The sequence below is a fragment of the [Pseudopropionibacterium] massiliense genome, assembly GCF_900607225.1.
Lineage (GTDB): Bacteria > Actinomycetota > Actinomycetes > Propionibacteriales > Propionibacteriaceae > Arachnia > Arachnia massiliensis.
The window spans coordinates 1,126,605-1,139,353 of record NZ_LR027842.1; the positions used below are offsets into that span (position 1 = coordinate 1,126,605).

General features: G+C 66.9%; 12 protein-coding genes. 8 read left to right on the forward strand and 4 right to left on the reverse strand.

All coding sequences use genetic code 11. The annotated features are described in order from the left end of the window. Nucleotides 1-179: 179 nt before the first annotated feature. Nucleotides 180-920 carry a helix-turn-helix transcriptional regulator gene (locus E0E39_RS15700; protein ID WP_165444558.1) on the forward strand — a complete coding sequence of 247 codons (741 nt, stop codon included), beginning with the start codon at nucleotides 180-182 and terminating at the stop codon, nucleotides 918-920. Here the strand turns inward: E0E39_RS15700 and E0E39_RS04950 are convergent. Further along, the gene (locus E0E39_RS04950) at nucleotides 896-1,294 is read right to left on the reverse strand and encodes a VOC family protein (RefSeq protein ID WP_130873738.1); all 399 of its coding nucleotides are present in this window, start codon (nucleotides 1,292-1,294) and stop codon (nucleotides 896-898) included. The genes E0E39_RS15700 and E0E39_RS04950 overlap by 25 nt on opposite strands. 323 nt (nucleotides 1,295-1,617) lie before the next feature. On the opposite strand from E0E39_RS04950, the gene E0E39_RS04955 reads away from it, so the two are divergent. The 3 genes from E0E39_RS04955 to argG all read left to right on the forward strand — a co-directional run bounded on the left by E0E39_RS04955 (nucleotide 1,618) and on the right by argG (nucleotide 5,718). Then, a complete protein-coding gene (locus E0E39_RS04955) occupies nucleotides 1,618-2,589 on the forward strand; it encodes an NAD(P)H-quinone oxidoreductase (protein WP_130873739.1) in 972 nt (323 codons plus the stop codon). A 518-nt stretch (nucleotides 2,590-3,107) separates the two neighbouring features. Further along, nucleotides 3,108-4,205 carry a glycosyltransferase family protein gene (locus E0E39_RS04960; RefSeq protein WP_130873740.1) on the forward strand — a complete coding sequence of 366 codons (1,098 nt, stop codon included), beginning with the start codon at nucleotides 3,108-3,110 and terminating at the stop codon, nucleotides 4,203-4,205. Nucleotides 4,206-4,293: 88 nt separating this feature from the next. Continuing rightward, entirely contained in the window at nucleotides 4,294-5,718 is a 1,425-nt protein-coding gene (gene argG, locus E0E39_RS04965; RefSeq protein WP_130873741.1) for an argininosuccinate synthase, read from the forward strand. A gap of 53 nt (nucleotides 5,719-5,771) precedes the next feature. On the opposite strand, the gene E0E39_RS04970 is transcribed toward argG, so the two are convergent. Further along, a complete protein-coding gene (locus E0E39_RS04970; protein WP_130873742.1) occupies nucleotides 5,772-6,818 on the reverse strand; it encodes a glycosyltransferase in 1,047 nt (348 codons plus the stop codon). Nucleotides 6,819-6,892: 74 nt separating this feature from the next. Between E0E39_RS04970 and E0E39_RS04975 the strand changes: the two genes are divergently transcribed. The 4 genes from E0E39_RS04975 to E0E39_RS04990 are packed head-to-tail and all read left to right on the forward strand — an operon-like array spanning nucleotide 6,893 to nucleotide 10,617. Then, nucleotides 6,893-8,194: a nucleotide sugar dehydrogenase gene (locus tag E0E39_RS04975; protein WP_130873743.1), complete on the forward strand. Its 1,302-nt coding sequence runs from the start codon at nucleotides 6,893-6,895 to the stop codon at nucleotides 8,192-8,194. After that, nucleotides 8,191-9,282: a glycosyltransferase family 4 protein gene (locus E0E39_RS04980; protein WP_130873744.1), complete on the forward strand. Its 1,092-nt coding sequence runs from the start codon at nucleotides 8,191-8,193 to the stop codon at nucleotides 9,280-9,282. The genes E0E39_RS04975 and E0E39_RS04980 overlap by 4 nt, the downstream gene beginning before the upstream one ends. A gap of 2 nt (nucleotides 9,283-9,284) precedes the next feature. Continuing rightward, entirely contained in the window at nucleotides 9,285-9,923 is a 639-nt protein-coding gene (locus tag E0E39_RS04985) for a PIG-L deacetylase family protein (RefSeq protein WP_130873745.1), read from the forward strand. Nucleotides 9,924-9,930: 7 nt separating this feature from the next. After that, nucleotides 9,931-10,617, forward strand: coding sequence for a WbqC family protein (locus tag E0E39_RS04990; protein ID WP_130873746.1), 687 nt, complete (start codon nucleotides 9,931-9,933; stop codon nucleotides 10,615-10,617). Here E0E39_RS04990 and E0E39_RS04995 read toward each other — a convergent pair. Further along, nucleotides 10,502-11,164 (reverse strand): BsuBI/PstI family type II restriction endonuclease, encoded by a 663-nt coding sequence (locus E0E39_RS04995; protein WP_130873747.1) that lies wholly within the window; start codon nucleotides 11,162-11,164, stop codon nucleotides 10,502-10,504. The genes E0E39_RS04990 and E0E39_RS04995 overlap by 116 nt on opposite strands. Then, nucleotides 11,161-12,549 carry an Eco57I restriction-modification methylase domain-containing protein gene (locus E0E39_RS05000; RefSeq protein WP_130873748.1) on the reverse strand — a complete coding sequence of 463 codons (1,389 nt, stop codon included), beginning with the start codon at nucleotides 12,547-12,549 and terminating at the stop codon, nucleotides 11,161-11,163. The genes E0E39_RS04995 and E0E39_RS05000 overlap by 4 nt, the downstream gene beginning before the upstream one ends. Nucleotides 12,550-12,749: the final 200 nt, after the last annotated feature.

Below are 12,749 nucleotides of genomic sequence, written 5' to 3' on the forward strand. Positions count from 1 at the left end.
CCCCGGTTTGCTGGCCTTATCACCTATTTGCTGGCCTTGTTGATGTTTGCTGGCGTCACAGCGCAGGCAAACGTGAACAAGCCCAGCAAACCGACATCAGGGCCAGCAAACCAGCAACAAGGCCAGCGAAACCGCTCTGCACACAGCCCGTCGAGCCGGATTGCGGGAGGATGGGGGTCGTGTACACGGAAGGTTCCCTGGGGTGCGGGCGCACGGTGTGGCGGTCGCGGGGCGCGGCGGCCGCGGTCGTTCCCGCCGACGGCTGCATCGACGTCATCCTGCGCGGCGACGACGTCCACCTGGCCGGCCCCTCCACCGTGTGCATCCCCACCAGCCCCGACGTCGGCGAGACCATCGGTGTCCGGTTCGACCCCGGACTGGCGGCCAGGGTGCTGCGGTTCAATCCCGCCGAGGTTCGCGACCTGGCCGCCCCGCTGCGGGATGTCGTCGGGGCGATCCGCGCCGCGGAGGTCGCGCGAATCCTGCGCACGCTCCGCTCCTTCGGAACCGCTCCCAAGGTCGACCTTCTGACCTCCCCCGCCGACGGCTGGGTCGGGTTGGTTCGTCGCGCCGCCGCTGCCGGGGCCGGTGCCGCGCAGGCGGCCGGGGAGATCGGCTGGTCCGCCCGACACCTGCGACGCCGGATGCTCGCGACCTTCGGGTACGGCTACGGCGCCCTGGTGCGGGTCGCGCGGATGCGACGGGCCCTGTCCCTGATGGGGCCGGGACGCGGATCTCCCGCGGGCCCGGCCGCCACGCGCTGGTTGAGCCGGGCCGCGACGAAGGAGCAGCCCGAGTCGAAACCCTCCTTGGCTGCTGTGGCGCACGCCGCTGGATACGCGGACCAGGCGCACATGACCCGCGATTTCCGGCTCCTGGTGGGCCGGACCCCGGCTCAGGTGGCGGGCAGCCAGGCGTAGAGGTCAATCGAGTTGCCGTCGGGGTCGTGAAGCGTGGCGTAGCGCTGCCCCCAGTGCGCGTCCCACGGTTCGACGTGTCCGTGATGCCCAGCCGCCACGAGGTCGCGATAGACGCGGTCCACCTGCCCCGGGCTGCCCATGTCGAAGGCCAGGGCGATGCGATGCCCACCCGTCGGGACCGTGTAGCCGGCGTCGAACCCGCGGATGACATCGACGCTGTCCCATGCGATGACGGTGCCGTCGCCGAGTTTCGCCTCGACGTGCGGGGCGTCGTCGGAACCTGCCGGGACGGTGATGCCCAGAACACGGTAGAAGGCCAGCGACGCGGCCATGTCGGAGGTGACGATCCCGATGAAACCAAGTGTGAGAGCCATGTGACCACGCTATTGACCGCCCGGAGTCATCGTCTTGAACGAAACGGACACGACACCTCCCCACCCCTTGACCGGCCACACCAGGCCCCACCACCCCGTCCCCTCCCACCGGTTTTGCTGGCCTTACAACCCATTTGCTGGCCTTGTTGATGTTTGCTGGCGTCACAGCGCAGGCAAACGTGAATAAGCCCAGCAAAACCGGATTAAGGCCAGCAAACCGGATTCGACGGGTGGCCGAAGGTTGGGCGAAGTCCCGGAGGTTGAACGGGGTCCCGGGCGGTTTTCTCACGGCAGGTGCGCAGGTCCCGCATAGACTTCGTCCCATGCGAGCTGTCATCGTCGAGGAGCCCGGGGACGTCGAGGCCCTGACCATCAAGGAAACCCCCACCCCCACCCCCCAGCCGGGCGAGGTGCTGGTGCGCACCGTCGCCGCGGGCGTGAACCGCGCCGACCTGCTGCAACGCCGCGGCTACTACCCGCCGCCGAAGGGCATCACCGACATCATCGGGTTGGAGGCCTCCGGTGTCGTCGAGGCGATCGGCCCCGGCGTGACCCGCTGGAGGATCGGCGACGAGGTGGTGGCGCTGCTCGCGGGCGGCGGCTACGCGGAGTACTTCGTCGTCCCCGAGGGGCAGCTGGTTCCCCCACCCCCCGGGGTGGATCTCGTGACCGCCGCGGGCCTGCTGGAGGTGGCCGCCACCGTCGTCTCGAACATGGACGTCGCCGGATTGAAGGCCGGGGAGACGCTGCTGGTCCACGGCGGGGCTGGCGGGATCGGCACCTTCGCCACCCAGTACGCCGCATCCCTCGGCGCGCACGTCGTCGCCACCGCAGGCAGCGAACCGAAGCTGCTGCACTGCCTGGCCCACGGCGCCGAGGTGGCGCTCGACTACCACGACGACTGGGTCGACGGGGTGCGTGAGGCCACCGGCGGCCGCGGCGCCGACGTGATCCTGGACATCATGGGCGCCAAATACCTGGAGGCGAACGTCAAGGCCCTCGCCAGGCGCGGCCGCATGGTGGTGATCGGCCTCCAGGGCGGCACCAAGGGAACCCTCAACCTGGGGTTGCTGCTGCAGAAGATGGGCACCGTCACGGCCACGTCGCTGCGGTTCCGGCCGGTCGCCGAGAAGGCCGAGATCTGCGCCCGGGTGGCGGAGACGGTGTGGCCGAGGATCGGCGACGGCGAGATCCGTCCCGCCCCCGAGACCCGCGTCCCGTTCGACGAGGTGCGCCGGGCACACCAGATCCTCGAGTCCGGGGACAACGTCGGGAAACTGGTGCTGGTGTTCTGAGAAACCCCACCGGAGGCTTCGCGGTGCGGTCGACGAGTCGGCCGCACCGCTTTCCTACGCTAAGCTGACCGCATCGCACTCCCGGCAGAATGAGGTCATTGTGCGTGTTGTCAGCATGGGTGGTGCCCACGTGCACTTCGTGAAGCCAGCTTCCGTCGTGGGAGTGTCCGAGAACGATGGGCCCGTCCGCACCGGTCAGCACCACGGCGTGAACATGCCGGAGCCTTTCTTGGTGGAGTCGGGGATTTCCGCTCCGGGCGTGCACCCGAAAATCGGGAGCGGCGCCTGGGAAAAGCCACCGACCGACATCGCCGCGTCCCGCCATGGCAGAACGACCACGATCAGAGGGTGACCCGAGGCACCGACCGAGGAGACGCCCTCCGGCATGTGAACGATGAGTCGAGGCGCGGTTTCCCGGGGCATCAGCGCCAGGTTTGCCCACGGTCGGGGAATCGCGCCGCACGAGTTCTTGGACGGCCCCCACCAGATTCGAGCCGTCTGCTGATTTGGAGCCAATCATGACGAAGCGAATGATCTACCACCACCCGCTACCACTCATGGAAAACGCCACATCGGCCTCGGGTATCCGCCCCGTGCAGATGAAACGCGCCTTCGAGAAACTGGGCTACGAGGTCTGGGACGTGACGGGGTTCACCAAGGAACGCGCCCAGCGCGCCGCCAATGTCCGTCACGCGCTGCAACATGGGACCCGGTTCGATTTCTGCTACTCGGAATCCTCCACCATGCCCATGTCCATGACGAACCCGAACCATCTGCCAACCCGGCCGTTCCTGGACTTTTCGTTCTTCCGCACGCTGAGGCGCCACGGCATCCCCGTCGGGCATTTCCTGCGGGACATCTACTGGCGATTCCCCGAGTACGGGAAATCCGTCAAATTCCCCAAACGCGAAGCCGCTCTGCTCGCCTACAACTGGGACATGTGGGTGTTGCGGCACCAGGTCGATCACGTCTTCCTGCCGAGCCCCGAGATGAAGGAGCACATCAACCTGGGTCGAACCCCGTTCTCTGCGCTACCGCCGGGACACGACCACCCCGCACCACTGGACGGTCCGACATCGGGGATTTCCATCTTCTACGTCGGCGGAATCGGCGCGCACTACGGCATGCACCAGCTCGTCGCGGGCGTGAAGAAGGCCAGCTCGGAGGGCATCGATGCCCGGCTCACCCTGTGTGTGCGTCCCGACGACTGGGAGGCCGTGAAACACGAGTACGCGGAACAGACCTGCCCGGCGATCAAAGTGGTCCACGCCCAGGGACCCGGCCTGCAGGAACACTTCCTGGAAGCCAACATCGCCTCCCTACTGGTCGAACCGACGGACTACTGGCAGCTCGCGGTTCCCGTCAAACTGTTCGAGTACATCGGGGCGGGCAAACCGATCCTCGCGACGAAGGGCACCCTCACCGGCAAGAAGGTCGAGGAGGAATCCCTCGGCTGGGTCATCGACAACACCTCCGACGCCCTGGCCGAGCTGCTCAAGCGACTCGAACACGACCCCGGGGAGGTGGAGCGGGTGAGGCAGGCGGTCCTCACCCGCCGGGCGGAACACTCGTGGGAGAACCGGGCCCGGCAGGTGGCGGCCACCCTCCGTGGCTGAGGCCCGGGTGGCGCCCGCAGAACGAACGATCGGCTCACATCGCTGAGCCCCACCGACGCCACCGGGCACGTTCGACTAGGCTGACGCCGTGACCAAGGTTCTCACTTCTCTTCCCGTCGGCGAACGAGTCGGCATCGCTTTCTCCGGTGGCCTCGACACCTCCGTCGCCGTCGCCTGGATGCGCGAGTCGGGCGCCATCCCGTGCACCTACACCGCCGACATCGGGCAGTACGACGAAACCGACATCGCATCGGTGCCCGGTCGCGCCGAGGTCTACGGGGCGGAGATCTCCCGGCTCGTGGACTGCAAGGACGCGCTCGTCGCCGAGGGGCTCTCGGCGCTGGCCTGCGGGGCCTTCCACATCCGCTCGGGGGGTCGCGCCTACTTCAACACCACCCCCATCGGCCGGGCAGTCACCGGCACCCTGCTGGTGCGGGCCATGGCCGCCGACGACGTGTCGGTGTGGGGCGACGGCTCCACCTACAAAGGCAACGACATCGAACGCTTCTACCGCTACGGACTGATGGCCAACCCGGAGCTGCGGATCTACAAGCCGTGGCTCGACGAGGCGTTCGTCTCGCTGCTGGGCGGTCGCGCCGAGATGAGCACCTGGCTGACCGAACGCGGCCTGCCCTACCGCGACTCCAAGGAGAAGGCCTACTCCACCGACGCCAACATCTGGGGCGCCACCCACGAGGCGAAAACCCTCGAGGATCTCGACGTTTCCCTGGAGACGGTGGAACCGATCATGGGCGTCAAGTTCTGGGACCCGGCGGTCGAGATCCCGACGGAGGACGTCTCGATCCGTTTCGAGCAGGGCCAGCCGGTGGCGATCAACGGCCGCCGCTTCGACAGTCCCGTCGCCCTGGTGCTGGAGGCCAACGCCATCGGCGGCCGCCACGGCCTGGGCATGAGCGACCAGATCGAGAACCGCATCATCGAGGCCAAGTCGCGCGGCATCTACGAGGCCCCGGGCATGGCGCTGCTGTGGATCGCCTACGAACGCCTCCTGGCGGCCATCCACAACGAGGACACCCTCGCGAACTACCGCTCCGAGGGGCTGCGGCTCGGCCGGCTGCTGTACGAGGGCCGCTGGCTGGACCCGCAGTCGCTGATGCTGCGCGAGTCGATCCAGCGCTGGGTGGCCTCCGCCGTCACCGGCGAGGTGGATCTGAGGCTGCGCCGCGGCGACGACTACACCATCCTCGACACCCGCGGCCCGAACCTGTCCTACCAGCCGGAGAAACTCTCGATGGAACGCGTCGAGGACGCGGCGTTCGGACCCACCGACCGCATCGGACAGCTCACGATGCGCAACCTGGACATCGCGGACTCCCGCGAACGCCTCGAACTGTACGCCTCCCAGGGCACGCTGCTCGCGGGTCACGTCAACCTCATCGGCACCCTGGAACAGGGCGGCGCGGCGAAGATCGCCGCCCTCGGATCCGGCCGGACCACCGAGGAGGTCGAGGACGCGGCCCTGCGGTCGGCCATGGACTTCGGAACGGACTGAGAAAAACCTCTTCCGCCCCGGCTCAACCAGCTTCCACCCCGCGCCCGATCGGCTCAGCCAACCCCGAGGAAGGGGGCCAGGCGCTCGGCCGAGACCCGGCCGTCGTGCCACTTCTCGGCGAACGCCCGGTTCTCGACCGCCCGGGCGCGCAGTTCGTCGCGGCGGTCGCGGATGGACGCGACCACCTCGTACAGGTCATCGGGGGTGGCCTCCAGCAGCTGCGGCGCCTCCGGCATCCGGTCACGGACCGCATCGTTCATGCGCCCGACGCACACCCGGCCCGCGACCATCGCCTCCACCGCCGCCACCCCGTAGGACCCGAACATCACCTGATCCACCACCACGTCACAGGACCGCACCAGCTCCCGCAGCTGCGCGTGCGGCAGCCCCGACGGCGCGACGTACTCGATGGCACCCTCGTCGTGGAGACGCCGCAGCACCGGATCGATGAACTGGGTGCCCTTGATGGGTGGTTTCCGCTGCGAGGGAACGTGCACCACGAGGGGTTTCTCGCGTTCCAGCAGCGGCGCGTCCGAGGCCCACGCGTCGACGTCGACCACCACCGGCAGCCACGTGCTGAAGGGCAGGTCGAAGCCCATGTCGGGCGTGGAGTGGAACACCGGCCAGCCGCAGGAGGCCGCGAAACCCCGGTTGATCTCGGTGCGCCGGATCAGGGAGGACCGCCACTTCTCGTCGCCGACGGTGAAATACGACCACTCATCGCGGGCCATGTGCGCCAAGGGGTCGCGCACATCGGTGCCGTGCGCGATCAACGCCATCGAGTACCCCATCTCCGCCAGCCTCCGGGCATCCGACTGGAAATGGGCGGCACGATCCCACCGTGCGAAGGACATGAAACCGTCGAGCGCCACATGCGTGACACCGTCGAACAGGCGCCCCGCACGCCACCCCCACGCGACGGGCACACGGAACCCGAACCGGCCCAACAGCCTGTCCACCTCGAAGCGGAAACCACCCCCGCGCAACGGCACCCCGGAGAACGACCACGCCCCCGCTGGAAGATTGGATGCGACGGCCCGCGCCCATGCGGTCGCCTGCCCGGCGTAGTTCGACGGCCCAATGGCCAGAACAGGACTCATGCGGCACAGGTTATCCCGTGAGTAGAATCACCAGCGGCAGCGTGCCGCAGTCACCAGTTGGGAAGGAAGTGTTCGTGAGGATCGCCGTTGTTGCGCTCGGGAAGATCGGGTTGCCGTTGGCAGTCCAGTTCGCTGGCATGGGTCATGAGGTTGTTGGTGTTGATGTGCAGCAGGCCGTGGTGGATGCGGTCAATGCTGGTGTCGAGCCTTTCCCGGGCGAGGCCCACCTCCAGGAGAAACTGTCGGAGCTCGTCCCCGCAGGAAAGTTGCGCGCCACCTGTGACTACTCGGAGGCCATCCCGGGGGTTGATGCGATCGTGATCGTCGTGCCGCTGTTCGTCAACGACGAGACCTGGCAGCCCGACTTCGGCTGGATGGAGGCCGCCACCCGGTCCTTCGCCGAGCACCTGACCCCCGGAACCCTGATCTCGTACGAGACCACGCTGCCGGTTGGCACCACCCGGAATCGTTGGAGGCCGATGATCGAGGAGATCTCCGGCCTGAAAGAGGGCCAGGACTTCCACCTGGTCTTCTCCCCGGAACGCGTGCTCACCGGGCGGGTGTTCGAGGATCTGCGGAAATACCCGAAGCTGGTCGGCGGGCTCTCCCCGGAGGGTACCGCCAAGGGCATCGACTTCTACGAGCAGGTGTTGACCTTCGACGAGCGCCCCGACCTGCCGAAGGGCAACGGCGTGTGGGACATGGGTTCGGCCGAGGCCGCGGAGATGGCGAAGTTGGCCGAGACCACCTACCGGGACGTCAACATCGGGCTGGCCAACCAGTTCGCCAAGTTCGCCGCCGCCAACGGCATCGACGTCCACAAGGTCATCGACGCATCCAACTCGCAGCCCTACAGCCACATCCACCGGCCCGGCATCGCGGTGGGCGGGCACTGCATCCCCGTCTACCCGCGGTTGTATCTGTACACCGATCCGGATGCGTCGATCGTGCGGGTTGCGCGGGAGGCGAACATGACCATGCCCGGCTACGCGATCGCCCTGGCCGAGGGCGCACTGGGCGACCTGAAGGGCCGCCGCGTCGTGGTGCTGGGCGCCTCCTACCGGGGCAGGGTGAAGGAGACCGCGTTCTCGGGCGTGTTTCCCACCGTCGAGATCCTGAAATCCAAGGGTGCCGAGGTTGTGGTGCATGATCCGATGTACAGCGATGAGGAACTCTCCGGGTTGGGGTTCGTCCCCTATCATCGGGGTGAGCCGGTTGATGCCGTGATCCTCCAGGCCGATCATCCCGAGTACCTCGACCTCACCCCGACCGACCTACCCGGCGCCACCGTGATCATCGACGGACGCGGCGTCCTCGACCCGGCCCGCTGGGAGGGTGTCGCCTACCGTTCGATCGGTGACGGCACCGCCCGATGAGCAGGGTCCGCCACCTCTCCTCCGTCCACGACGTCCACGACACCCGCGTCACCTACAAGGAGTGCGCCTCCCTGGCGGCCGCGGGGCACGACGTCGCCCTGATCGACTGCCACGACGGCGACACCGAGGTGGCGGGTGTTCGGGTGATCGGGCTGGGCGCGCCGCGCGGCCGCATCGACCGGATCCTCCGCAAGACGTGGGCCATCTTCTTCCGGGCGCTTCGCGAGAGGGCCGACATCTACCACTTCCACGACCCCGAGCTGATGGGGGTCGGGCTGGCGCTGCGGCTGTGCGGCAAGAAGGTCGTCTACGACGTCCACGAGGACGTTCCCCTCCAAATCATGAACAAGACCTGGATCCCGGGCTGGTTGAAGAAACCACTCTCAGGGATCACCCGGGCGCTGGAGGGCGTCTCGGGCAGGGCGTTGAGCGCGATCGTCGCAGCCACCCCGTCGATAGCGGCGAAGTTCCCGGCGCACAAGACGATCGTGGTACAGAACTTCCCCGAGAAGGGCCTGGCGAACCAGCGCAACACCACCCCCTTCCCGGACCGCACCCACGCGTTCATCTACGTCGGCGGGCTCTCCGAACAGCAGGGACTGTTCGAGATGCTGGCGGCCTTCGAGCACCTGCCCGACGACGTCACGGGCCTGTTGGCGGGCAGGTTCAAGCAGCTCCGGGAGCAGGCCGAGGCACATCCCGGCTGGCGGCACGTCCACCACCCGGGCCCCCTGCCCCGCGACGAGGTCGTCGCCGGGTTGCGGGACGCGCGGGTCGGACTCGTGCTGGACCACCCGATCAGCAACTACGTCGAGGGCTATTCGACGAAGATGTTCGAGTACATGGCCTGCGGCCTGCCCTTCATCGCCTCCGATTTTCCCCTGTGGCAACGGATCGTCGCCGAACACGACTGCGGCATCACCGTCGATCCGTTCGACACCGACGCCGTCGCGAAGGCCCTGAACCACCTCCTGGAGAACCCGGAGGAGGCAGCCCGGATCGGAGAGAACGGACGGCGGGCGATCCTCCGCACATACAACTGGGACGTGGAGTTGGGGAAACTCCTGTCCTGCTATGAAAGGCTGTGAGAATGCTCATCCCCGATCGGATCCTCGTACTAGCCCCGCACACCGACGACGCCGAACTCGGCGCCGGCGGCTCGATGGCCAAGTGGCTGGAAGCGGGGGTCGACCTGCACGTCGCCGTGTTCTCGACGGCCGAGGAGTCGCTGCCCGCCGGCTCCGCCCCGACCCGCCTGGCCGACGAATGTCACGCCTCCCTCGACGCGCTCGGGGTGAAGCCGGAGAACCGGCAGATCATGCACTACCCGGTGCGCAAGCTCGGCTACCACCGCCAGGAGGTGCTGGAGAACATGGTGGAAATGGGGCGTCGGCTCGATCCGGACTGGATCCTGATTCCCTCCGGCGCCGACCTGCACCAGGACCACGCCACCATCCACGACGAGGCGATGCGCGCCTTCAAACACAAGACCCTGCTGGGCTACGAACTGCCGTGGAACCACATCACGTTCTCCGCCTCGGCGTTCGTCACCCTCGACAAACACCATCTCGACAAGAAATGGGACGCCCTGACGAAATACACCTCGCAGCTCGAAATGGGCAGGGCGTACTTCACCAAGGAGTTCCACGAATCCCTGGCGAAGGTGCGCGGCCTCCAGGTGAAACACGACTGGGCCGAGGCATTCGAACTGATCCGTATCGTTTTGTGAGCCGGCCATGATCGTCACCATTCACCAACCGAACTTCGCGCCCTGGACGGGCTACTTCGACAAGATGACGAAGGCGGACGTCTTCGTCCTGCTGGACACGGTGCCCTTCACCAAGGGCGGGTTCCAGAACCGGGTGAAGATCAAGGGTCCGGGCGGGCCGCAGTGGCTGACCGTCCCCGTGCACACCAAGGGCAGGCTCGGGCAGCTCACCCGCGACGTGGAGACCAACGAACTGAAACCGTGGCGCGGCGACCACGTCAAGACCCTCCAGACCCTGTACGGGCGCTGCCCCGATTTCGAAACGGCCAAGGCGATGCTGGAGGCCGTCTACGCCCGCGAGACGACGAACCTGGCCGACCTGTGCACCGACCTCATCACCCGGCTGCGCGACCACTACGCGATCCCCACGAGGCTGGTACGCGCCTCGGACCTGAAGGCGTCGGGGTCGGCGTCGGAACTGCTGGCCGCCATCACCGCGGAACTCGGCGGGGACGTCTACCTGTCGGGCCCCTCGGGTCGCAACTACCTGGACGAATCGGTGTTCGCGGAACGCGGCATCGCGCTGGACTACCACTCGTTCACCCCACTACCCCAGCACGGCGACTTTGCAGGGGGCCTGGCATGCTCGACCACCTGGCCTCGGGCGCCGATCCCTGGTGGTGACGGGGGCGGCGGTTCAGGCGTACCGGCGTGAACCGGGGACAGAACTCATGCGCCAAGCTGCGGATCAGGTGGTTCTGCCCGCCCTGCGACAACCGGACAATCGCCCCATCCGGCAACTCGACGGGGATCATCCCCAGTTCGCGGCGCCTGGCGTGTAGCTCCAGAAGCCCGGGACGCTCCAGAAAATACACATCCCTCGCCACTTCCCAGTCTCGTTCCCCGTATCTCCGGATGACGGTCAATGCGGCATCGGTGATTCGGTAGTTCCATGTGGGAGAGTTGATCGGCCTGTCCGGCTTGTCCCGGTTTTCCTCAACCAGTCCCGCTTCCACGAACTGGTGCAGGGTTTGCCGGCGAATGGTTTCACGGATGTTCGGTTTGTGGTCGACGCCGAATTCGTCTCGGATCCAGTCCATGATCGCTCTTGTCCCCATCATGGGGTTGTCCGCCAGTTTCCAAGGCGTGACCGGGTCGATCCGGAGCAGTGCGAGCAGGACATGTGCGCTGCGGGCGTTGCAGCGTTCCTGGTCGAAACCGAGCTCACCCAAGATTTTCCGGGCCTCGTCGAGGCGGTTCACAGCAGGTGCTCCACGACTGCATCGATCACTGCCTGATCCGGCATGGCCGCATCACGCCCGGATCCGAGCATCCGCAGTTGTTCCACGCTCGGATAGGGCATGGTCCGCTGTTCCACGCTCGGATAGGGCATGGTCCGCAGGTCGGTGGCGTTGACCTGCGTGTGTCCGGAGAACGCCCGGAAGTGATCGTCCACCGCCGTCGAGTTGAGCCAGTAGGCGAGCCCGACCGCCACGTCACGATCCGGACACGAAAGGACGTTCGTCTTGTTGTCGTAGGCGACATGGGTGGTTGCCTCGTGCACGGCCGCGACCACCCTGCGTTTCTCCTCCTTCGCCGAGAACCGTTTCACGACGACGTACGCCCCGGGCGGCACCAAGAACTTGCGGAACTCGTCGGGTGCACACCGGAATCCCTGGGTCTTGCCGATGTTCCTGGGCCAGACGACCCGCCCCGCGTGGATGTTTCCCTGGTAGATCATCGGGTAGGTGTCGTTGCCGGGTTCGGCGAGATGTTCACGGGCGCGGAAGTCGACAACCTTGCCGGTTGAGACCCTGAGCCCAACAGCCCCGAGCGGCGCCCCGGGAAGTTCCCGCTCGCGTCCCGTCGGGATGCGAACGAAATGCTCCGCATCCCTTGGGTGCACGATGCTCCCGAAAGGCACGCGGCGCGGCTCGGCCGCGTCGAAGATCAGCTCCACCTCACCTTGTTCCCGGCTCCTGGTGCAGGTCACGATCACGTTCTCCTGCAACACCTTGGCCTCCGAGAACAGGGCGGACCGGGAGGCGAAGGCCTGAATCCGGTCCAGGCTGACGTGGGCGAGCATGTGTTCCCGGAATCGTTTGAAATAGGGGCCGTTCGTCCAGGAACGCGGCACGATGGCGGCCATCTGCCCCCCTTGTCGAAGATGCAGGTATCCGATCGCCATGAAGGCCGCGTACATGTTGGGAACATCAACGCCGAGCTGGGCCATGGCCCTGCGTTCCTCCGAGGCGGCCGCGAGTTTCCCGTACGGAGGGTTCATCACGACCACGTCGTAGTCATCCCGGAGCATCCCCTGGGCCGCGAGGCTGAGAGCGTCACCGTGGATGATTTCGTGGTCAAGGCCCGCGAGCGTGCGACGAAGATGCGGCAACAGATCGGTGTCCACCTCCACACATGTGACGTGCAGGTTCACCCCATCCGGGAGCAGTCTCGCGACCGCAGCCGTCAAGGCCCCGGCCCCAGCTCCGAGATCCAGCATTCTCAAGGCACCCGTCCCGGGGAACCGGAGACCGGAGACCACGCGCTCCGCCAGGGAAGCGGGGGTGAAGAACTGCCCGTACTGGACCTTCATGTGTTCCAAGAGCATCGTCCGAGACCCCTCGGCCACTTCCAGCATCGACATGGCTCAACCGTAACCGCGTCCACCGACACAACATCGCAGCACCCCTCAGAGCATCCCGGATTGACGACAGACGGCCGACCCGAGACCGCTGCGAGACGGGGTCGTGAACCGGCCGGGTGCAAGAATGCGGTGACCACCAGCCGGTTCTCCGCACCCGGGTGAGACGCGTCCCGGCACCGGTGCGCAGCCCGGCCGGAATC

Coding starts and splice junctions, on each gene's coding strand:
- E0E39_RS04985 (WP_130873745.1), top strand. CDS start 9,285: ATGCTCATCCCCGATCGGATCCTCGTACTAGCCCCGCACACCGACGAC.
- E0E39_RS04980 (WP_130873744.1), top strand. CDS start 8,191: ATGAGCAGGGTCCGCCACCTCTCCTCCGTCCACGACGTCCACGACACC.
- E0E39_RS04990 (WP_130873746.1), top strand. CDS start 9,931: ATGATCGTCACCATTCACCAACCGAACTTCGCGCCCTGGACGGGCTAC.
- E0E39_RS04960 (WP_130873740.1), top strand. CDS start 3,108: ATGACGAAGCGAATGATCTACCACCACCCGCTACCACTCATGGAAAAC.
- E0E39_RS05000 (WP_130873748.1), bottom strand. CDS start 12,549: ATGTCGATGCTGGAAGTGGCCGAGGGGTCTCGGACGATGCTCTTGGAA.
- E0E39_RS04955 (WP_130873739.1), top strand. CDS start 1,618: ATGCGAGCTGTCATCGTCGAGGAGCCCGGGGACGTCGAGGCCCTGACC.
- E0E39_RS04970 (WP_130873742.1), bottom strand. CDS start 6,818: ATGAGTCCTGTTCTGGCCATTGGGCCGTCGAACTACGCCGGGCAGGCG.
- E0E39_RS04950 (WP_130873738.1), bottom strand. CDS start 1,294: ATGGCTCTCACACTTGGTTTCATCGGGATCGTCACCTCCGACATGGCC.